This is a genomic window from Planktotalea sp. (assembly GCF_018607995.1).
Taxonomy (GTDB): domain Bacteria; phylum Pseudomonadota; class Alphaproteobacteria; order Rhodobacterales; family Rhodobacteraceae; genus Planktotalea.
This window is the reverse complement of the sequence record NZ_JABBAL010000019.1, coordinates 123,727-144,037: the sequence shown is the minus strand read 5'-3', so window position 1 is coordinate 144,037 and position 20,311 is coordinate 123,727. Positions and strand designations below refer to the sequence as shown.

17 protein-coding genes, 1 tRNA gene and 3 pseudogenes are annotated in these 20,311 nt (G+C 53.6%); 11 read left to right on the top strand and 10 right to left on the bottom strand.

All coding sequences use genetic code 11. The features are described from left to right. Positions 1-46 precede the first annotated feature (46 nt). From QZ280_RS08210 to tpiA, 3 genes are all read left to right on the top strand, one after another. Positions 47-406 (top strand): SUF system Fe-S cluster assembly protein, encoded by a 360-nt coding sequence (locus QZ280_RS08210; protein WP_293442447.1) that lies wholly within the window; start codon positions 47-49, stop codon positions 404-406. Positions 407-467: 61 nt separating this feature from the next. Then, complete coding sequence (locus tag QZ280_RS08205; protein WP_293442444.1) at positions 468-848, top strand: iron-sulfur cluster assembly accessory protein; 381 nt, start codon at positions 468-470, stop codon at positions 846-848. Positions 849-900: 52 nt separating this feature from the next. Then, a complete protein-coding gene (tpiA, locus tag QZ280_RS08200; RefSeq protein WP_293442442.1) occupies positions 901-1,650 on the top strand; it encodes a triose-phosphate isomerase in 750 nt (249 codons plus the stop codon). On the opposite strand, the gene coaD is transcribed toward tpiA, so the two are convergent. The 3 genes from coaD to QZ280_RS08185 all read right to left on the bottom strand — a co-directional run bounded on the left by coaD (position 1,647) and on the right by QZ280_RS08185 (position 3,618). Next, positions 1,647-2,138: a pantetheine-phosphate adenylyltransferase gene (gene coaD / locus QZ280_RS08195; RefSeq protein ID WP_293442439.1), complete on the bottom strand. Its 492-nt coding sequence runs from the start codon at positions 2,136-2,138 to the stop codon at positions 1,647-1,649. The genes tpiA and coaD overlap by 4 nt on opposite strands. 79 nt (positions 2,139-2,217) lie before the next feature. Continuing rightward, a complete protein-coding gene (locus QZ280_RS08190) occupies positions 2,218-2,652 on the bottom strand; it encodes a CBS domain-containing protein (RefSeq protein ID WP_293442436.1) in 435 nt (144 codons plus the stop codon). Positions 2,653-2,712: 60 nt separating this feature from the next. After that, positions 2,713-3,618, bottom strand: coding sequence for a LysR family transcriptional regulator (locus tag QZ280_RS08185; RefSeq protein WP_293442479.1), 906 nt, complete (start codon positions 3,616-3,618; stop codon positions 2,713-2,715). Positions 3,619-3,719: 101 nt separating this feature from the next. On the opposite strand from QZ280_RS08185, the gene QZ280_RS08180 reads away from it, so the two are divergent. Next, entirely contained in the window at positions 3,720-5,219 is a 1,500-nt protein-coding gene (locus QZ280_RS08180) for a CoA-acylating methylmalonate-semialdehyde dehydrogenase (RefSeq protein ID WP_293442433.1), read from the top strand. 71 nt (positions 5,220-5,290) lie between these two features. Here the strand turns inward: QZ280_RS08180 and QZ280_RS08175 are convergent, their stop codons facing one another. After that, a complete protein-coding gene (locus QZ280_RS08175; RefSeq protein WP_293442431.1) occupies positions 5,291-6,259 on the bottom strand; it encodes a glycosyltransferase in 969 nt (322 codons plus the stop codon). 153 nt (positions 6,260-6,412) lie between these two features. On the opposite strand from QZ280_RS08175, the gene mmsB reads away from it, so the two are divergent. Beyond that, complete coding sequence (gene mmsB / locus QZ280_RS08170) at positions 6,413-8,329, top strand: 3-hydroxyisobutyrate dehydrogenase (RefSeq protein WP_293442428.1); 1,917 nt, start codon at positions 6,413-6,415, stop codon at positions 8,327-8,329. Between the two features lie 91 nt (positions 8,330-8,420). On the opposite strand, the gene QZ280_RS08165 is transcribed toward mmsB, so the two are convergent. Next, on the bottom strand, positions 8,421-10,841 hold the full coding sequence (locus QZ280_RS08165; protein WP_293442425.1) for an FAD-dependent oxidoreductase: 2,421 nt from the start codon (positions 10,839-10,841) through the stop codon (positions 8,421-8,423). 149 nt (positions 10,842-10,990) lie between these two features. On the opposite strand from QZ280_RS08165, the gene QZ280_RS08160 reads away from it, so the two are divergent. Both QZ280_RS08160 and QZ280_RS08155 read left to right on the top strand, forming a co-directional pair. Continuing rightward, a complete protein-coding gene (locus QZ280_RS08160) occupies positions 10,991-13,405 on the top strand; it encodes an FAD-dependent oxidoreductase (protein WP_293442423.1) in 2,415 nt (804 codons plus the stop codon). After that, the gene (locus QZ280_RS08155; protein WP_293442420.1) at positions 13,405-13,998 is read left to right on the top strand and encodes a nucleotidyltransferase family protein; all 594 of its coding nucleotides are present in this window, start codon (positions 13,405-13,407) and stop codon (positions 13,996-13,998) included. Before QZ280_RS08160 ends, QZ280_RS08155 begins: the two co-directional genes overlap by 1 nt. On the opposite strand, the gene QZ280_RS08150 is transcribed toward QZ280_RS08155, so the two are convergent. The 3 genes from QZ280_RS08150 to QZ280_RS08140 all read right to left on the bottom strand — a co-directional run bounded on the left by QZ280_RS08150 (position 13,987) and on the right by QZ280_RS08140 (position 15,036). Continuing rightward, positions 13,987-14,298 carry a Hint domain-containing protein gene (locus tag QZ280_RS08150; RefSeq protein WP_293442417.1) on the bottom strand — a complete coding sequence of 104 codons (312 nt, stop codon included), beginning with the start codon at positions 14,296-14,298 and terminating at the stop codon, positions 13,987-13,989. The two genes, QZ280_RS08155 and QZ280_RS08150, sit on opposite strands and share 12 nt — an antisense overlap. Positions 14,299-14,328: 30 nt before the next feature. After that, the gene (locus tag QZ280_RS08145; RefSeq protein ID WP_293442414.1) at positions 14,329-14,694 is read right to left on the bottom strand and encodes a DUF6538 domain-containing protein; all 366 of its coding nucleotides are present in this window, start codon (positions 14,692-14,694) and stop codon (positions 14,329-14,331) included. A gap of 256 nt (positions 14,695-14,950) precedes the next feature. Next, positions 14,951-15,036: transfer RNA gene (locus QZ280_RS08140), tRNA-Leu, on the bottom strand. A gap of 137 nt (positions 15,037-15,173) precedes the next feature. Between QZ280_RS08140 and QZ280_RS08135 the strand changes: the two genes are divergently transcribed. Continuing rightward, positions 15,174-15,752, top strand: a complete 579-nt coding sequence (locus QZ280_RS08135) for a YqaA family protein (RefSeq protein WP_293442411.1) — start codon at positions 15,174-15,176, stop codon at positions 15,750-15,752. Then, positions 15,749-16,207 carry a disulfide bond formation protein B gene (locus QZ280_RS08130; RefSeq protein ID WP_293442407.1) on the top strand — a complete coding sequence of 153 codons (459 nt, stop codon included), beginning with the start codon at positions 15,749-15,751 and terminating at the stop codon, positions 16,205-16,207. Before QZ280_RS08135 ends, QZ280_RS08130 begins: the two co-directional genes overlap by 4 nt. On the opposite strand, the pseudogene QZ280_RS08125 reads toward QZ280_RS08130, so the two are convergent. Continuing rightward, a pseudogene (locus QZ280_RS08125) lies at positions 16,208-16,651 on the bottom strand (Lrp/AsnC family transcriptional regulator). 96 nt (positions 16,652-16,747) lie between these two features. On the opposite strand from QZ280_RS08125, the pseudogene rocF reads away from it, so the two are divergent. Together rocF and QZ280_RS08115 are read left to right on the top strand one after the other, a co-directional pair. Further along, positions 16,748-17,652: pseudogene (rocF, locus tag QZ280_RS08120) on the top strand (arginase). A 12-nt stretch (positions 17,653-17,664) separates the two neighbouring features. Then, positions 17,665-18,707: pseudogene (locus tag QZ280_RS08115) on the top strand (ornithine cyclodeaminase). A gap of 265 nt (positions 18,708-18,972) precedes the next feature. Here QZ280_RS08115 and QZ280_RS08110 read toward each other — a convergent pair. Continuing rightward, positions 18,973-20,307, bottom strand: coding sequence for a sigma-54 dependent transcriptional regulator (locus QZ280_RS08110; RefSeq protein ID WP_293442404.1), 1,335 nt, complete (start codon positions 20,305-20,307; stop codon positions 18,973-18,975). Positions 20,308-20,311 lie beyond the last annotated feature (4 nt).

Sequence of the window (20,311 nt, the reverse complement as noted above, 5' to 3'; positions counted from 1 at the left end):
TTCGCAATCCCTATACAAAGACTCAAGTACACGAATGAGGCTATCCATGACTGAAGCAACGCCGCTTGAAGGCACTCCCTTGATTGTCCCCTCCAGCACGGACCACCCGCTCTATGAGGGCTTGGTTGAAGCCTGCCGTACGGTCTATGACCCTGAAATTCCAGTAAATATCTACGATCTTGGTTTGATCTACACGATTGATGTCAATGAAGAGAATGACGTCAACGTTCTGATGTCCCTCACCGCACCGGGTTGTCCGGTTGCCGGCGAAATGCCCGGTTGGGTCGCAGAAGCGATTGAACCGATGGCAGGCGTGAAGACCGTCAACGTCGAACTGGTTTGGGAACCCCCATGGGGCATGGAAATGATGAGCGATGAAGCCCGCCTAGAGCTTGGCTTCATGTAGCTTGGTATAAAACTGCACAAGCATATTCTAAACGCACTTTAACCCTTTCGGAGATAGTCCCATGTTCGGCATTCCTGGCAAGCAAGCTGTAAGCATAACTGCAAAAGCAGAAGCACAGATCGCCAAATTGATGGCGAAAGACGGTCACATGGGCCTACGCATTGGTGTCAAAAAGGGCGGATGTGCGGGTATGGAATACACCATGGATTACGTCGATGAGGTCGACAAAAACGATGAGTTGGTCGAACAGAACGGTGCCCGTGTGATGATCGCGCCAATGGCGCAGATGTTTTTGTTTGGTACGGAAATCGACTATGAAACATCGCTGCTTGAGTCTGGTTTCAAATTCCGCAATCCAAATGTAACGGATGCATGTGGCTGCGGTGAATCGATCAAATTTAAAGACGTCGAAGAACTTCAAGCAGCTGCGGCGAAGTCTTGACCTTCCTGACAATTTCGCTGACCTAGAGGTATCATTAAGGCAGAGAGATGTTATGCGGCGCAAATTTGTAGCAGGCAATTGGAAGATGAACGGTACAAGCGCGGATCTCGCTCAAATCGAAGCGCTGGCTGAGGCCCATACTGGTGCACTTTCCGAGATCATGATCGCGCCCCCTGCCACGCTTTTACACCGCGCTTTCGAGCATACCAAGTCGGGCCCAATCACTCTTGGCGCGCAAGATTGCCATAAACGTGAAAGCGGCGCACATACGGGCGATATTTCTGCCGAAATGCTGCTTGATGCGGGCACCAGCTATGTGATCCTTGGCCACTCCGAGCGCCGTGCGGATCATGATGAGCACGATAAAGACGTGCGCGCCAAAGCCCTCACCGCACTAAGTGCGGGTCTGCGGGTCATCATTTGCATGGGCGAAGAACTTGAAGAACGCGAAGCCGACAACACGCTTGATATTATTGGCAGTCAGCTTGCGGGATCCATTCCTGACGACATCACCGGCGAGTCATTGGTCCTCGCCTATGAACCGATCTGGGCGATTGGCACAGGCAAGGTTCCGAGCATCGCGCAAATTTCCGAAGTGCACGACTATATTCGCGCGCGTTTAGAGCAGCGTTTTGGCCTGCAGATAGCGCGCAGCGTTCGCTTGCTCTATGGCGGTTCGGTCAGGCCTGCGAATGCGGCTGAAATTTTCGCAGTTCAGAACGTAGATGGCGCGTTGGTGGGCGGAGCGAGTTTGACGGCTGCGGATTTCTCCCCAATCATCACAGCGCTGGACGCGAGTTAACCCAAGCGCTCTTTCAACGCAGCGTTCACATCTGGCGTCACGAACGAGGTGACATCGCCGCCAAGGCGCGCAATCTCCTTGACGAGCTTTGACGCAATCGCTTGATGCTGCGCATCGGCCATCAAAAAAACCGTCTCAATACTGTCATCCAGCACACGGTTCATACCAACCATTTGATATTCATATTCGAAATCAGCCACTGCACGCAAACCACGCAAGATGATTTGCGCACCTACGTCACGCGCGCAATCGATCAGCAAGTTCTCAAATGGATGCACAACAATTTCTGTGCCCGTCTGGGCGCTTAGCTCGGCACATGTGCGCTCGATCATCTCGACGCGCTCTTCGAGGGAAAATAAAGGGCCTTTGTCACGGTTAATTGCAACACTGATGACCAGTTTATCAACCAGCGCACAGGCGCGGCGAATGATATCAATATGACCCAAAGTGACCGGATCAAATGTGCCGGGGTACAGACCTGTTCGCATCGACGCGCTCCTTTAATTCTAGGTGCACGCAACAATATTGCGCAAAAAGACGCAAGGCAGAAGCGCATGATAGCGGTAATTAATGCCCCATTATCATCCCTTGCAGCGCATCTTTTTCCATCGACAACTCGCTCAGGCGCGCTTTGACAACGTCGCCAAGCGTGATCAGACCGATCAACTGGCCATCCTCAACAACCGGCATATGGCGAAAACGCCCCTCAGTCATGCGGTGCAACACACTATCAGCCGCGTCGGAACGTGTGCATGTCACCAGCTTAGAGGTCATATAGTCATCGACCTTTTTCGCCAAGCACCCTGCCCCGTGCGCCGCCAGTTCGCGTACAATGTCTCGCTCAGACAAAATTCCTTCAGCAGTGTCGCCAGAAGATGACACAACCACTGTACCTATCCGCTTTTCAGCTAGAATTTGCGCAGCATTCCTGACCAATGAACCGGGTTTTACTGTGACGACCGCCCCGTTTGCCTTTGAATTTAGGATTTGCTGAACCAACATATTCACGTCTCCGGTCATTTTATTGCGTTATAGCCAGAATTTCCGCAATCGGCTTTCCTGTCAAGGTTGTGCTTCGAGACGCGAAATTTCGCTGCGCAAGCCCGCCACCAGCGCCTGTGCAAAACGGTTAAGCCGCTGCAAACGTCGATCCGAACTATGACGCACAAGATAAAAGCTACGCGTCAGGCTGATCTCATCAGTTAGAACACGCTGCAATTCGGGCGCGCTTGGTAGGGCAAAATCATGCACAATACCAAGGCCCGCACCTTGGCGAATGGCGTTGAATTGCACAGAGACCGAATTTGAAGCAAGGGGCACACGCTCGACCCCAAGGGCACCTAAGTAGTCCAATTCCTTATCAAAAATCATATCAGGCACATAGCCAATGATGCGGTGCTGGTGCAGATCCTCTTTGGATCGCAATAGAACAGCTTGTTGCAAATACTGCGGTGCTGCGGCCAGATGCAGTTTATAGTCACTCAGTTTTTGCACTGTAAGGCGACCCGCCGTGGGCGCACTGACCGTGATCGCCATATCCACTTCGCGTTTGGAGAGGTTCACAACCCGTGGCAAGGCCACGATTTGCACATCCAGATCAGGATGATCTTGCACAATGCGCGCGCAGACTTGCGGCAATAAAAAGTTGGCACAGCCATCGGGCGCACCAATACGAATGCTCCCGTTAAGTTCGTTTCCGTGGGTATTTGAGGTCCCCAACAGCTCGCCTGCCGCCCCCATCGCCTGTTCCGCATGCTCCGCCAGGGGCAGCAAACGCGCACCCGCCGCGCTCAACTCATAGCCAAGCGGTGACTTTGCAAACAGCGGCGTGCCCATTCGCTGTTCTAAGCGCGCCACGCGGCGTCCCACTGTCGCAGGATCAATACGCAACCTTTTACCTGCTGCCGAAAGGCTTTGCCCACGCGCCACCGCCAAAAATATCCGAAGATCGTCCCAATTTTGCGCCACATCAGACCCTTTGCAAAAATGCAAAACACTTTGGGTCATTTGCATCTTTTAAAGGCATTTTTGCAAGATTAAAGTTATGTCAACGAAACAGGAGAAAACCCATGCAAGAACTCACGCATTATATTGGCGGCGCGCACGTCAAAGGCACATCGGGCCGTTTTGCAGACGTCTACAACCCCGCGACTGGCGAAGTGCAGGCCAAGGTGCCGCTCGCCAATGGTGAAGAAATGGCCAAGGCCGTGGCAATCGCCGCTGAAGCACAAGTGGGATGGGCCGCAACCAACCCACAGCGGCGCGCACGTGTTCTGATGGCCTTTGTCGGACTTTTGAACCGTGACATGGAAAAGCTTGCAGAAGCGCTAAGCCGTGAGCATGGCAAAACCATTCCAGACGCGAAAGGCGACGTGCAGCGTGGTCTTGAAGTGGTGGAGTATTGCATCGGTGCTCCTGAATTGCTGAAAGGCGACTACACAGACGCGGCGGGCCCTGGCATCGATATGTACTCCATGCGCCAAGCCCTTGGTGTCACAGCAGGAATTACTCCCTTTAACTTCCCTGCCATGATCCCAATGTGGATGTTCGCACCTGCGATTGCTTGCGGTAATGCGTTTATTCTAAAGCCTTCAGAGCGTGATCCGTCCGTACCTTTGATGCTTGCAGAATTGCTTGAAGAAGCAGGCCTGCCAGAAGGTATCATCCAAGTCGTGAATGGCGATAAAGAAGCTGTCGACGCGATTCTGCATGATGATGTAATACAGTCTGTTGGCTTTGTCGGTTCGACCCCCATCGCAGAATATATCTATGCGACCGGTTGTGCCAACGGCAAGCGCGTACAGTGCTTTGGCGGTGCGAAAAACCACATGATTATCATGCCCGACGCGGATATGGAACAAGCTGCCGACGCCCTCGTTGGCGCGGGTTACGGTGCTGCTGGCGAGCGTTGCATGGCGATTTCCGTGGCTGTGCCTGTTGGCGAAGACACCGCAGATCGTTTGATCGAGGCGCTTGTGCCAAAGATCGAAAAACTGAAAGTCGGTCCATATACCTCCGGCAACGACGTGGATTACGGCCCTGTCGTCACCTCGAAGGCTAAAGCCAATATTGAGCGCCTTGTGCAAACTGGCGTTGATCAAGGCGCGACATTGGTCGTCGACGGTCGTGATTTCAGCCTTCAGGGATATGAGGACGGCTTCTTCGTTGGTCCGCACCTCTTTGACAACGTCACGCCCGAGATGGACATCTACAAATACGAGATCTTCGGCCCGGTTCTGTCGACTGTGCGTGCGGGTTCCTATGAGGAAGCGCTCAAGCTGGCGATGGATCATGAGTACGGCAACGGCACCGCGATCTTCACCCGTGATGGCGACGCTGCGCGCGATTTCGCGTCCCGTGTGAATGTAGGCATGATCGGCATCAACGTGCCAATCCCTGTGCCACTTGCCTATCACACGTTTGGTGGCTGGAAGAAATCAGTCTTTGGTGACTTGAACCAGCACGGTCCTGATGCGTTCAAATTTTATACGCGCACGAAGACCGTGACCGCGCGCTGGCCATCAGGCATCAAGCAAGGCGGTGAGTTCAACTTCAAAGCGATGGACTAAACACAACGAAGGCGCGTAATTACTAAAATTACGCGTTTTTTTTCAATACTTTAGCAAGCAATCTTAAAGCGTCAGTCGCCCGTCACTTGTGTGTAGAACGCTTGGTTCTCACCGCGAAGCCCTGCCAAAAATCCTTGCGCAATTCCCAGAGATCTAAATCCACGATGATAGCTATACCGTCCAAAAACTGGCCACGTCGCGACACAAAACGCGCCCGAAAGCCCTTTGGAGACCACCTGCGAGATAGCCGTTATTATTGCCATTCTAGGGCGTTCGACTTTGGCCATTTGATATTTGGCAATCGTCTGCGCACGCGCGCGCTCGACGATATAGGCTTTGCTCAACCTTGCGGTTGCGACTTCTTCGGTCACAATCGCCTGCGGCACCCAAGCCAGCGTCAGACCAGCTTTGTGCGCTCTCCGAGAAAAGTCAGTGTCTCCGCCCCCGCTCAATCCGAAATCAGGGTCAAAGCGCAACCCAGACGCATCAATTGCAGCCAGATCGGCAAGCCAATTGTTCGTTGCCAAATCAAACCGGCGCCCCACAGTCATCGCGCCCAATTTACGCGCATTGCTGACCTTGGCCGCACGCACATAATACGCGAGCACGTCAGTTTCATCATCAGAACAGCCCATAGCGGGCGCAACGGGCACTACTGGCCCGCCTGCAAGCTGCGCACTGGCGTCTTTCGCACCGGCCAAAAGCTGGCGCAACCAATCATGGCGCACTTGTTCGTCATCATCCACAAAAGCGAGCCAATCAGACCCGCCCTCAAGTGCCGCTTCAATAGCAGCATTACGCGCATAAGAAATGCCTGGCCGCGTCTCAAGAACTGCGCGCGCAGGCCAACCTGTACGTTTGTGAAAGTCTTCAACCAAATCGGTGATCGTCAAAACAGAATCGTTTTCGACAAAGACAAACGACAGCTCCGCACCCTGCGGTACATCCAAGCTTTGCAAGGATTGCAACAGATCCGCCAACATGCGTGGCCTTTGCCGCGTTGCCGCAGCTACTGTAATGCGCGTGACACTGCGCTCCATGATAATCACCCCAAAGTTGGTGAGTATATTAGCGATTCGCCGCGAAATATAACAATGCCACCCCACACTATCCCCCGTTTGCATCAAATGTGTTGCCCATAGGCCGCCAAATGAATGAAAAACAATCAACCTATCCCGAAAAGAGTTAACACTATGAGCGACATTTTGATCCGCGCCGCAGGCCAAGCAGGTCACATCACATTGAACCGGCCGTCTGCTTTGAATGCGCTGACTTATGATATGGTGCGTGCGATTAATGAAGCCCTTAGCACATGGGCATACGCCGACGCGGTTAAGTTGATTGTGATCGATGCGGTTGGTGAAAAAGCATTCTGTGCTGGTGGGGATATCGCAGATCTCTACAGCACGGGCCGCGCTGGAGATTTCGCCTATGGGCAAGGGTTTTGGCGCGATGAATACCGTTTGAACGCACGGATCGCTAACTATGCCAAGCCGATTGTGACCTTCTTGCAGGGCTTCACGATGGGTGGTGGCGTTGGCATTGGTTGTCATGCCTCAGACCGCATCGTGTGCGAAAGCAGTCAGATCGCGATGCCTGAATGCGGGATTGGGCTGATTCCCGATGTGGGTGGTTCGATGTTGTTGGCCCATGCACCTGCGCGGCTTGGGGAATACTTCGGACTGACTTGCGCGCGCATGTCGGCTGGGGATGCGATCTTGACGGGCTTTGCAGATCATTTCGTGCAAGCTAAGTCATGGGACGCGCTTAAGGCCGAACTTATGCAAAGCGGTGATATCGAGGCGGCTAAGACTTTTTACACCGCTCCGCCAGAGGCCAATATCAGCGCGCACCTAGAGAGCATTTCTCGCCATTTCTGCGGGGAAAGCCTTGGTGATATCTGCATGAACTTACGCACGGATACCTCTGATTTTGCAGTGCAATCCCTGAAAAAAATTACACGAAATTCGCCCCTATCCATGGCCAGTGCGGTCGAAATGATTCACCGTCTGCGCGGCATGCAGGATTTGGAACGCGCATTGGAGTTGGAGTATCGCTACACCGCCCGCGCAATGGAGCATGGCGATTTCTTAGAAGGCATTCGCGCCGCGATTATCGACAAGGATCGCAGTCCCAAATGGAAACATGCACTGGACAAAGTGCCGCCCGTTGATGTCTCTTTCATGCTGCGCCCTTTGGGCAAAGACAAGCTGACATTTGAACAGGAGAGCACGGCCATGCAGATCGGATTTATCGGACTTGGGAATATGGGTGCCCCCATGGCAGCTAATCTTGCCACAGCAGGCCATAACGTGCGCAGTTTTGATGTCGCCGGAACCACCGCAAATGGTGTGACTGCCGCGCCCAGTGCCGTCGAGGCCGCGACTGGTGCAGATGTTGTTGTGACGATGCTTCCCGATGGTGCGATCCTACGCTCTGTCGCGGATGAAGTGATCCCTGCGATGCATGCTGGCGCGGTTTTGCTAGACTGCTCCACCGTCGACGTGGAAAGCGCGCGTGATGTGGCCGTTCTATGTGAATCGGCAGGTGTTTTGGCGCTTGATGCGCCTGTGTCTGGCGGGATTGGTGGCGCCTCTGGCGGCACGTTGACCTTTATGGTGGGCGGTACCGATGAGGCTTATACAAAGGTGCTGCCGCTCTTTGAAATTATGGGACAAAAATCGGTGCACTGTGGTGCTTCGGGCAATGGTCAGGCCGCAAAGATCTGCAACAACATGATCCTTGGCGCGACGATGATTGCGACCTGTGAGAGCTTCGCTTTAGCCGACAAGCTCGGGCTGGATCGTCAGAAAATGTTTGACGTTGTGAGCACTTCGTCTGGGTATAGTTGGAGCATGAATGCCTATTGTCCCGCCCCCGGTGTTGGTCCGACCTCACCTGCGGACAATGACTATCAACCTGGGTTCGCTGCGGAATTGATGCTAAAAGATCTGCGCCTGTCGCAAGAAGCGGCGATTGCTGTAAAGGCAGACACCCCGATGGGGGCTATGGCGCAAGCACTTTATGCGCAGTTCGTTGAGGACGAGGATGGGCTTGGTAAAGATTTCAGCGCGATGCTGCCTAAGTTTGAGCAAAGCGAGCGGCCTTAGAGGTTTTTTTGGGGGGGGGGCGCTGCCCCCGACTTGGCAAAGCCAAACCTCCCCCGGGATATTTATGGAAAAGGGGAGGGCTCAAGCGAGTTTAAGCCCGTAGGTGCTCGCCATTTGGATCAAAGGGTGGTTCGTTTAGGATGGTGGCGCGGTGCGGTTCGCCAAGGACCATAACCTCGACGACGTCACCCGCTTGTGCGTTTTTGACGAAGCCAAGCGCTAGGCTCATCCCAACCGTGTAGCCATATGTGCCAGAGGTGACGCGACCAATGCCCACGCCATCTTTGAAGATCGGTTCACCGCCCGTTGCATCCGCATTTGAGGCTGTGACATCCTGTTCATGCAAGCGCAGCAGCACCATGTGTTCACGCGCTTCGGTTTCTAGGGTCTTTGCGACAGCATCTTTGTTGAGGAACTCCTTGTCCATCTTGCACAAGCGATCCAGCCCGACTTCTTGCGGGAAGTATTCGGGGCTGTATTCGCGGCTCCAAGACCCATAGCCTTTTTCAACCCGCAAGCTCATCAAAGCGCGCCCACCAACTGGGCCCGCGTTAAAGTCTTTGCCGATTTTGAGCAATGCATCATAGAGCCGTGCTTGATCTGCTTCAGCGCAATGGAGTTCCCAGCCTAGATCGCCGGTGAAGCTGACACGCAGGGCAAGGACAGTGACGCCCGCAAGCTCGACCCACTTTGAACGCATGAAGGGGAAATCGTCCGTCGCAAGTGATGCATTGGTCAGGCGTTGCAACATATCGCGCGACTTAGGGCCTGCGATGTTGAAGCCGCACATCTCATTCGTGCGGCTCTCGAATGTTGTGCCTGTCGGCAGCGGCACTTGCTTGAAGAAACGCTGGTGATAGCGCTCTGCCATGCCCGAGCCGATTATCCAGAACTCATCCTCAGCCAGTTTGGTGACCGTAAAATCACCTGCGATGCCACCGCGTTTACCGATTAGGGGCGTTAGGCATGACCGGCCAACCGCCTTAGGCATGTTGTTGGCAAAGATCGCGTTAAGCCAATCGGATGCGCCCGGCCCTTTGCAGATGTATTTCGCAAAATTCGAGATATCGATGATACCCGCTTGCTCGCGCAGCATTTTGCATTCCTCACCCACAGGGCCCCACCAGTTTTGACGGGTAAAGCCATTGGTGTCGCTGGCACCTTGATGATCAGCGAACCACAGCGGATGTTCCCACCCTGCGTTGAGACCAAAGACGGCACCGAGTTCGGCTTGTTTGACATAAGCAGGTCGCATGCGGGCTGGACGGCCTGCAGCGCGCTCTTCATTCGGGAAATGGATTGCGAAGCGGTGCGCATAGCTGTCCTCAACTCGCGCTTTGGTAAAGGCTTTGTCCGCCCATGTATCGAACCGCGCAACGTCCCAGCCAAACATATCGTATTGCGTTTCGCCCTCAATGATCCACTGCGCTGCCATCAGCCCCATACCGCCGGATTGTGAGAAACCAGGGATAATTCCGTTGCAACAGAAGTAGTTATCGAGCTCGGGTACAGGTCCAAAGAGCACGTTTGAATCCGGTGACCAGATCATTGGGCCGTTGATGACGCGTTTGATGCCTGCCTCCGCGACGGCTGGCACACGCTCAATCGCGTTCATCATGTTATCCTCGATCCGCTCCAGATCATCGGGAAACAGATCATGCGCAAAATCAAGCGGCGTGCCCTCTTCCGCCCAGAATTTCATGTCCTTCTCATAAGCACCGACGAGGAGGCCTTGCCCCTCTTGGCGCAGATAATATTCACCATCCCGATCAGAGACCGAAGGTAAGCGACGATCGGAGGATTCAATCTCTGCGATGCTTTCAGTCACGAAATACTGATGCTCTGTTGGTTGCAAAGGCAATGTCACACCGGCCATCGCCGCGACCTCGCGCGCCCATAGACCTGCTGCATTGACGACCCATTGCGTGTGGATATCACCTTTTGGTGTTTTGACAATCCATGAGCCATCAGCTTGTGCTTCAGTCGCGATGACGGGGGTAAAGCGTATGATTTCCGCACCGCGTTGACGTGCGCCAAGTGCGTAGGCATTCGTGACGCCCGACGGATCAACATTTCCCCCATCTGGCTCAAACATCACGCATTTGATGCCGTCATAGTTCACCATCGGATTCAGCTCTTTCGCCTCTTCGATGGAAATCTCGTAGAAATTCATCCCGTAGAGCTTGGCTTTGGCCGCTTGTAGGCGCAATTGATGCACGCGCTCTTCGGTTTGCGCGAGATAGAGAGAACCGGGTTGAAACACACCGCAGGACTGGCCTGTCTCTTCTTCCAGCGCATTGTATAGGTTCATCGTGTAGTGCTGAATGCGGCTGATGTTGGTACTGTCGTGCAACCCGTGGATATTCGCAGCAGCGTGCCACGTAGAGCCCGACGTCAATTCATCACGCTCCAAAAGCACAACATCGGACCAGCCAAGTTTTGTGAGATGGTATAAAATAGAGCAACCAATAACGCCGCCGCCGATGACGACTGCCTGTGCAGTGGTGCGCATGAGGTAACTCCTGAACGATGCGTATTTGCGACAAACCTACCGCGTGAAACACGGCTCAATTGACTCAAGGCGACAAAAGATGTCGCAGTGATACAAGTGGGTTGCGATTTTTCGACGAAAAATTAGCAACAGAAACGAAAGGTCCACTCATGAAAACCACCACTAGAGTAGCCGTTATCGGCGGCGGCGTTGTCGGATGCAGCGTACTGTATCACCTCACGAAACTCGGCTGGTCCGATGTGATGTTGATCGAACGCTCTGAACTCACCTCTGGCTCCACTTGGCACGCAGCCGGTGGCTTTCACACGCTAAACGGCGACACCAATATGGCCGCTTTGCAGGGCTACACGATTCAACTCTATAAAGAGTTGGAAGAGTTGACGGGCATGTCTTGCGGGCTGCATCATGTAGGTGGCGTCACGCTCGCGGACAATCAAGAACGTTTTGATATGCTGCTCGCAGAGCGGGCCAAGCATCGCTACATGGGGCTTGAGACAGAGATTGTCGGCCCTGAAGAGATCAAGAAAATTGCGCCAGTGACCAACACGGATGGCATTCTTGGCGCACTTTATGACCCGCTTGATGGGCATCTTGACCCCTCTGGCACGACGCACGCCTACGCCAAGGCCGCACGTATGGGCGGCGCGAGCATTGAAACCCACTGCAAAGTGGAAGAGACCATTCAGCGCCCCGATGGAACATGGGATGTTGTCACCGACAAGGGGACAATTCACGCAGAGCATATCGTGAATGCGGCTGGCCTTTGGGCACGCGAAGTCGGGGAAATGGCGGGCGTATATCTACCGCTCCACCCGATGGAGCATCAATATATCGTCACCGATGATATCGCCGATATCAAAGCAATGCCTGCAGAACATCCCCATGTAATGGACCCTGCGGGCGAAAGTTATCTACGCCAAGAAGGACGTGGGCTGTGCATCGGTTTTTATGAGCAACCTTGCCGTCCATGGGCTGTCGATGGTACGCCTTGGGACTTTGGGCATGAATTGCTGCCCGATGATTACGACAAGATCGAAGACAGCATTGCTTTTGCATACAAACGCTTCCCCGTGCTCGAAACTGCGGGCATCAAATCGGTGATCCACGGCCCCTTTACCTTTGCACCGGATGGCAACCCCTTGGTTGGCCCCGTGCCTGGACTGCGCAATTATTGGAGCGCATGTGGGGTCATGGCGGGCTTTAGCCAAGGTGGTGGCGTAGGCCTGATGCTGGCGCAATGGATGATCGAGGGCGAGACGGAACGCAATACAATCGCCATGGACATCGCGCGTTTCGGTCAAGGGGTGATCACACCGGGCTACACGCTGCCAAAAGTGATCGAGAACTATCAAAACCGCTTCTCCGTGGCCTATCCGAACGAAGAACTGCCCGCCGCGCGTCCGTTCCGCACCACTCCAATGTATGATATTTTCAGCGAAATGGGCGCGGTTTGGGGCCAGCAATACGGGCTTGAGGTCGCCAACTATTTTGCGCACGCCGAGGGCGAGGCATCTTATGAAACCCCGTCCTTCCGCCGCTCTGATGCTTTCGAAGCGACCGCACGCGAGGTTAAGGCCGTGCGCAATAGCGTTGGTATCAACGAGGTACAGAATTTCGGCAAATACAACGTAACGGGCCCAAATGCGCGCGCATGGCTCGATCGCATAATGGCTGGTCGTATCCCGAAAGCAGGCCGTCTAAGCCTGACCCCGATGTTGTCTCCGAAAGGGCGTTTGATAGGTGATTTCACTGTGTCTTGCCTCGGCGAAGAGGAATTTCAACTCACCGCAAGCTACGGCAGCCAAGCGTTTCACACGCGCTGGTTTGACATAAATATGCGGGACGGCGTAGCCTACGAAAACATCTCTGATCGTCGCACGGGCTTCCAGATTGCAGGTCCAAAGGCGCGCGACATTCTTGCCGTTTGTACCCGAACTGATATCTCTGACATGAAATTCATGGACGTGCGGCGCATGTGCGTTGGGATGGCGGATTGCATCGTGCAGCGCGTGTCCTACACGGGCGATCTTGGCTTTGAAATCTATTGCGATGCCATGGCGCAACGCCAGCTTTGGAACACGCTTTGGGCAGCGGGCGAACCTCACGACATGGCCCCGTTTGGCATGCGCGCTATGATGAGTTTGCGTCTGGATAAGTTCTTCGGCTCTTGGATGTCGGAATTTTCTCCCGACTACACAGCGGCAGAAACTGGTATGGATCGTTTCATCAGCTTCAAAAAGAACGTCGATTTCATAGGTCGCGCAGCCGCTGAAGCAGAGCGCGCAACACCCCCTGCCCGTCAGCTTTGCGCGTTTGAGATTGATGCGGACGACGCAGATGTGGTCGCTTACGAACCAATCTGGATCGATGGCACAGTCCAAGGTTTCTGCACATCAGGTGGTTATTCACACTACGCTAGAAAATCAATTGCACAGGCTTTGATTCCACGGAACTTGGCCCGCAACGAGCTTGAGGTAGAGATCGAAATTTTGGGCAAAATGCGTAAAGCACGCCTGATTACAGAACCACTTTTCGATGCGGACGGCGCGCGGATGCGGGGCTGATGATACCTATCTGTCTCCTCCCCGCTGCTGGCGCGTCGTCACGTATGCGCGGGGGGGACAAATTGCTTGAATCTGTTGACGGTTCACCATGTCTTGCAACGATGGCCAAGCGCGCGATAAGCGCGGGTTTCGAGGTGTTGGTGAGCCTATCATCCAAGGATCACCCCCGCGCACATGTCGTTTCGCACTTGGACGTGCAAACCTGTGTCGTGCCAAATCATCGAGACGGCATGTCTGCATCCTTGCGCACAGCGGCGAAAGTTGTTGCGCCACACGGCACTGCGATGATGATCCTGCCCCCAGACATGCCCGCAATTGAAATCAATGACTTACGTGACATTTTGAATGCACATACAGCGCATCCAGACAGTATTATTCAGGCCAGCAGCATCACAGGCGAACCGGGACATCCGGTACTTTTTCCCAACCACCTTCTGTCTGAGTTTGAAAACCTGTGGGGTGACAAAGGCGCGGCCGCGTTGCTCAAGGCGCATTCTGAAAAGATCAAATATGTTCCGCTGAACGACAATCGTGCGCGTTTAGATTTGGACGCACCGGAAGACTGGGCCGCGTGGCGCGCTCTACACCTCTGACTGAAGCACGCGCGCGATCTGCTCAGCATCAATTGAGGGGCGGGCAGCGGGGTATTTGCGCTGCGTATCTTCCTCAAGCTCTGGAAAAATTGCGACCAACTCTTCGCGGTGCCGCTCATCGATCGCACCGAAACGCATGTCATTGGGCTGATAGCTTTCCGACCATGCACCATCAGCCAACACAATCTCGTGCTGATCGAACATGAAGTGGATATCGCTCTCGTTACACACCGCTTGCCGCATCTCAGCAAGGGCTTGGGTAGCTGTGAGTAAGAAAATCGCTGTGAGTAAAAGTCTCATAATAGTTCCTTTTTAAGCCTTTTCATCTGCTTAACTAAACACAGATGAGCGGTGACTCCTAAAAGTCAAAACGCTCTCTGTCTCAAACTGTATGATGACGGACACACGAGCCAACTGTAGCATCGCCTCTTCACCGTACTCAGAAGAAACAATCGCAAGGGCAGCATCACGCACTGGTGCTTCGTGGCGGTAGGTGGCAACAAAGCGATCAAACTCCAGCAAGGCTGTTGAATAAGCACGCATCGCATCTTTGAAATCGTTGCCCAGCACCTTGTACCAGAGCTTGCGACCCGACACTTCCACGATGTCTTTGGGAACGTTCCTACGCAGACGGTAGACCCCAAAAGGTGTCCGATAAACGTACTGTGGAAGCTTGTCTTGGCTTGTCTTGGACATTGATGACCCCATTGGCTGGTTTTGATGTAAACCATAAGAGGTTGTTTTGCGAGGAACCGTATATCCGTTTTTGACGATTCTTAGTCAGTCTGTGACCTTGCTGTCAAAAAACGACCAAGTGATTTCCAGACGAAGCAGTGCTGAGGAAGTGTCCCTAGAATTATACCGAACAACCCCGCAAACAACCCCGTAGAAAGGCTAAGACCCTTGTTTTACTTGTTTTTATGGAGAATTCGCGGAAACTTACAGTGTAAGTTGGTACCCAAGGCCGGACTCGAACCGGCACGCCCGTTAAGGCGGGGGATTTTGAATCCCCTGCGTCTACCATTCCGCCACTTGGGCACAATCCGCTCTCTTTAGCGGTGCTCTCGCGCGGGGTCCAGACCTCAAAAGAGAGTTATTTCAACATTTCTGACTTAACCGCCACTTGACCCTTCGCACGACACATGATCACTGCTTGGCAATTATAAGGCGCTTACATGCTTAGAAAACTTTACGATCTCACATTGTCATGGGCAGAACACCGCCACGCGCTTTGGTTACTTGCGCTGGTCGCTTTCGTTGAAAGCTCTGTCTTTCCGATTCCGCCGGACATTTTGATGATCCCAATGATTCTCGCCCGCCCCTCGCGCGCATGGCTCATTGCGGGGATCGCGTTGGTGGCCTCCGTCACGGGCGGCTTACTTGGCTATGCCATTGGTGCGCTCGCATTTGAGCAAATCGGCCAGCCTATCTTGGAAAGCCTTGGCAAGGCAGATTCAATGGCAGAGTTCAGCACACGCTTTAATGATCTAGGTTTCTGGGCGGTGCTAACCGCAGGTCTCACCCCTTTCCCATTCAAGGTGATCACTATCATGTCAGGGTGGACAGGCATGTCGCTTGGCACGTTCATTGCGACATCTTTCCTCGCGCGCGGCTTACGCTTTTTCATCGTAGCGGCCCTCTTGTGGAAGTTCGGCGCACCGATCAAAGACTTCATCGAAGATCGTCTACCTTTGATGTTTGTGCTGTTCATCGCTGTTCTGGTCGGTGGCTTTGCTGCTGTGAAGTTTTTATGACCCGCTCTTTCGCCATCCTTACAGCCGCAGGAGGCTCCGCCGTTCTTATGCTAGGCGCGCTCGGGTTTCAGTATATTGGGGACATGCCACCTTGTAAGCTATGCTACTGGCAACGCTACCCGCATATTGGCGCAATCGTCATTGGCGTCTTAGCTGTGGCGATCACTGGACGCTTGTTTCCAATCCTCGGCGCACTCGCCGCTTTGGCCACGGCTGCGATCGGTGGTTATCACACTGGTGTCGAGCGCGGTTGGTGGGAAGGCCCGACCTCGTGTACCTCAGGCCCTGTAGGTGGCTTGAGCGCAGAAGGTCTCATGGCGCAAATCATGTCCGCGCCTTTGGTGCGCTGTGACGATGTCCCTTGGGAGCTGTTCACGCTCTCTATGGCCAGCTGGAATATGCTCGCCTCGCTCGCATTGTTCGCACTCTGGTGTATGGCAATCAAACGCAGCTGATCAGCGCGCACGTGTGGCCAGCAGCAGATTGGTTTCCGACGTACTCACCCCGTCCAGCCGACGAATATGGCTCAGCACTCCGTCGAGCGCTTCGAGCGAGTTCGTCCCAATCTCAACGATAAGATCCCAGCGCCCATTCGTGGAATGAACCGCGCGCACTTCGCTCATCCCCGTCAGTTAACGGGTGATACGTTCCGCGCCACGGCCCTCCACGCCAAGCATCATAAGCCCACGCACTGGATCCGGAGCAATGTCGCCTTTCAAAGTCACCTGATACCCGACAACCTCCCCAGACGCTTCAAGCCGCGCCATGCGGGCACGCACAGTCGCGCGCGTCACACCACTGCGCACGGCAAGTTCAGACAAAGATGCACGTGCATTCTTACGTAAATGGCGGATCAGGCTGCGATCTATTTCATCCGAATCGTCACGCCAACTGTTCAATATAAGCAATCGCAATCAATTTTGATCACTTTTCAAGCTTACGCACGACCATTAAGGACATCTACCTTCTCAACAACACCACAACCGAGAGATCAAATGTCACAAACAATTCACCTCATTGGCTGCCGCGTGGATAGCGGGAAAACGCGCCGCGGATGCCTCATGGGACCAGATACACTCCGCACCGCAGGTCTGACAGAAGCACTATGCGATCATAGTCTCACAGTGCAGGACGACGACAACCTTACCCTGCCCGATCTCAGTGATATCACCCCAAAAGGGCCCGGATTTAACATCGGTTGGACGCGCGTCATCGCACATGCGAGCGAGAGTGCGCAGCAAACCGGAACGCCAATATTCTTATTGGAGGTGATCACAACCTCTCACTAGGGTCCATCCTTGGAAGTGCGCGTCATGCAGCCCGCAAGAACCGCCCTCTGTTTGTGCTCTGGCTTGATGCGCACTCCGATCTTCACACGCCTTTAGCATCGAATTCAGGTAATTTGAACGGTACACTACTGGGCTATCTAACAGGGCGATCCTACGATTTTTCGCGCGTTGAAACACCTGTCTCACAAGGCAACATTTGCATCATCGGACTGCGCAGTGTGGACGCAGCGGAACGTACGGCACTCCAGAAAAGCGCAATCACATATCACGATATGCGCGCGATTGATGAACACGCCATTTCGCGTCCTCTAACGACATTCCTAGGAAAAGTGCGTACTGTCAATGGGTTGCGGCACGTCTCTTTAGACGTTGATTTCATCGATCCCATGTTCGCCCCAGGTGTAGGCACAACAGTCCCCGGTGGTGCAACCCTGCTCGAAGCACATCTCGCAATGGAGGTCATTTGCGACAGTGAGTTGCTCAGCGCGCTTGCTTTGGTGGAACTCAACCCCTTCCTTAATGATCGAGGCGCAACGGCCCAAGAGATGACAGATCTCGCTGCATCTGCCCTTGGTCGTCGCGTTTTTGATCGCCCCACCCTGCACCGTTAAAGGACTGATACTATGCAATCTTCCGAAAAAGCCCTCGTTCCCTTCGTGTCAGTTGATCACATGATGCAACTCATCCACCATATCGGACTTTAGAGAATGCTGTGTAAGTTGACCGACGCGATTGAGGCAGATTTTCTCCGCTGGCCCGCCTTCGACAAAACCCCACGCCTTGCCTCACATAGTGAGATGGGCGTGATCGAACTCATGCCGACCTCTGATGGTGAGGTGTACGGCTTCAAATATATTAACGGACACCCTCCCAACACGCGCACTGGTCATCAAACGGTAACAGCCTTTGGCCTGCTCGCAGATGTTGCGACAGGTTATCCCGTCTTACTCTCGGAAATGACGCTGCTGAACGCCCTGCGCACGGCCGCCACATCAGCTATGGCAGCCCGTGCGCTCGCACCCAAAAACGCGCGCGTCATGGCGATAATCAGCAATGGCGCACAGTCAGAGTTTCAAAGCCTCGCTATGAAAGCGGTCTGCGGCGTAGACACTGTGCGCCTTTACGACATCTACCAAAATGCGAGCGCCAAGTGCGCGGACAATCTGTCGACTTCCGGCTTGAATGTGATCGTTTGTGCAACACCGGAACAAGCGATTGAGGGTGCACAGATCATCACGACCTGCACAGCGGACAAACAATATGCGACAATACTCAGCGACAATATGATCGGAGCGGGTGTTCACATCAACGCGATTGGTGGTGATTGTCCGGGCAAAACACAACTGGCCAAAGACATATTGACCCGCAGTTCAATCTTCGTTGAATACCCAGAACAAACTAGGATTGAAGGCGAAATTCAACAGCTGGACAGCACACATCCAGTCACAGAACTTTGGCAAGTGTTAAGCGGCGACGCAGATGGCCGTAAGACAGATCGTCAAATCACGCTGTTTGATAGCGTGGGCTGCGCGATCGAGGGTTTCTCGGCGCTGCGCTATATCAAATCCGAGATCCGAGACCCGGGGTTCTCAATTCAATTAGACATGCTTGCGGACCCAGAGACAATCCACGCTATCTCTTCGACATACTTCAGCAATCTGCTTGATGTCGGACTGGAGCTCTGCCCCAGACCCCCAGGATATTTTAAGACCAAAGAAGTTTACCCGTTCTTTACCTTAGAATTTTTGAAAACATTTACGGAACAGGCAGAGCCGACAATGAACGTGACCAAAGAAGCCCCAAGCCATCGCGTACTTAGGGCTGACACTTCTTTGGTCTCATTAATCCCTCGGGAAAATTTCAGCTCTGCTGAACGGGGGCAGCACCCCAAAAACCCAACAAAACCCGCGCGGCGCAGCCGCAGAATTTCACTACAGATATTCTGAGCGCTGCAATCCGTACTTTGCCATCTTCTCATTCAACGTGCGGCGCGGCAAACACAACTCGTCCATAACAGCTGCAATCGATCCTTTATGACGGCGCATCGTATTGTCGATCAACATACGCTCAAAAGCTTCCACATATTTTTTCAGCGGCTTTCCTTCAGTCGTCATGACCGGCGTCATTTCATCGTGATCATTCATCAAAAGAGATGCAATCGTGCCTGAGCCGCGACGCGTTTGCAAAACGGCGCGCTCTGCAATGTTAATCAACTGACGCACATTTCCTGGCCAAGGCGCTTGCAACAGCTCTGCGGCCTCTTGTGCCGAAACTTCAGGTGTCGCACAGCCATATTCTTCCGCAAATTGTTCAGACAAACGTGTGAACAGCGACAAAATATCTTCGCCGCGCGAGCGCAGAGGTGGGATAGTGATTCGCAGCGCTGCCAAGCGATAGAACAAATCAGCGCGCAAAGCGTCTTCGCAGGTGCGGTTCTGCTCTTGCAGGTTCGATATCGCAACGATGCGGGTTTCCGCAGGTGTACCCTGCTCGTTGATCACGCTCAAAAGTCGCGCTTGGAGTTGATCACTAAGCGCTTCGATGTCTTCCAGTACCAACGTGCCGCCACGCGCCTCTTCGATTGCGGGCAGATAGGGATCTTCTGGTGCAACAGGTCCAAACAAGCGTTTCGACAAAGAGTCTTCGTCCATCGCCGCGCAGGACACCAAAACAAAGCGTTTGCACGCATTGCTGCCCACTGCATGAAGCGCGTGAGCAATCAAAGTCTTGCCCGTCCCCGTCTCACCATCGATCAAAACATGACCGTCGGCTTGACCAAGATCGAGAATGTCTTCTTTCAAACGCTCCATAACAGGCGAGGCACCAATCAGCTTTTTCATCAACTGCCCGCCATCTGACAACTCACGACGCAACGCGCGATTATCAAGCGTGAGGCGGCGCGCATTGGCTGCCTTTTTTGCCAGTTCGGACATACGATCAGGATTGAACGGTTTTTCCAAAAAATCAAATGCCCCAATGCGCATCGCATTCACTGCCATTGGCACATCACCGTGACCTGTGATCATGATCACAGGCAAGGCACTGTCGGTGCTCATCAGTTTCTTCAGAAATTGCATGCCATCCATGCCCGGCATCTTGATGTCGGAAATGACGACACCGGGATAATCCGAACTGATCCCCACCAATGCTTCCTCAGCTGAGGCAAAGGTTTCCGTGTCATAACCAGACAATGCGAGCCACTGAGAAATGGACTGACGCATATCTTTCTCATCATCCACAATGGCGATCTTCATTGCATTGGCCATGGTC

Coding starts and splice junctions, on each gene's coding strand:
- QZ280_RS08205 (WP_293442444.1), top strand. CDS start 468: ATGTTCGGCATTCCTGGCAAGCAAGCTGTAAGCATAACTGCAAAAGCA.
- mmsB (WP_293442428.1), top strand. CDS start 6,413: ATGAGCGACATTTTGATCCGCGCCGCAGGCCAAGCAGGTCACATCACA.
- QZ280_RS08190 (WP_293442436.1), bottom strand. CDS start 2,652: ATGTTGGTTCAGCAAATCCTAAATTCAAAGGCAAACGGGGCGGTCGTC.
- QZ280_RS08160 (WP_293442423.1), top strand. CDS start 10,991: ATGAAAACCACCACTAGAGTAGCCGTTATCGGCGGCGGCGTTGTCGGA.
- QZ280_RS08110 (WP_293442404.1), bottom strand. CDS start 20,307: ATGGCCAATGCAATGAAGATCGCCATTGTGGATGATGAGAAAGATATG.
- QZ280_RS08175 (WP_293442431.1), bottom strand. CDS start 6,259: ATGGAGCGCAGTGTCACGCGCATTACAGTAGCTGCGGCAACGCGGCAA.
- QZ280_RS08145 (WP_293442414.1), bottom strand. CDS start 14,694: ATGTCCAAGACAAGCCAAGACAAGCTTCCACAGTACGTTTATCGGACA.
- QZ280_RS08130 (WP_293442407.1), top strand. CDS start 15,749: ATGACCCGCTCTTTCGCCATCCTTACAGCCGCAGGAGGCTCCGCCGTT.
- QZ280_RS08135 (WP_293442411.1), top strand. CDS start 15,174: ATGCTTAGAAAACTTTACGATCTCACATTGTCATGGGCAGAACACCGC.
- QZ280_RS08210 (WP_293442447.1), top strand. CDS start 47: ATGACTGAAGCAACGCCGCTTGAAGGCACTCCCTTGATTGTCCCCTCC.
- QZ280_RS08180 (WP_293442433.1), top strand. CDS start 3,720: ATGCAAGAACTCACGCATTATATTGGCGGCGCGCACGTCAAAGGCACA.
- QZ280_RS08165 (WP_293442425.1), bottom strand. CDS start 10,841: ATGCGCACCACTGCACAGGCAGTCGTCATCGGCGGCGGCGTTATTGGT.
- QZ280_RS08150 (WP_293442417.1), bottom strand. CDS start 14,298: ATGAGACTTTTACTCACAGCGATTTTCTTACTCACAGCTACCCAAGCC.
- coaD (WP_293442439.1), bottom strand. CDS start 2,138: ATGCGAACAGGTCTGTACCCCGGCACATTTGATCCGGTCACTTTGGGT.
- tpiA (WP_293442442.1), top strand. CDS start 901: ATGCGGCGCAAATTTGTAGCAGGCAATTGGAAGATGAACGGTACAAGC.
- QZ280_RS08155 (WP_293442420.1), top strand. CDS start 13,405: ATGATACCTATCTGTCTCCTCCCCGCTGCTGGCGCGTCGTCACGTATG.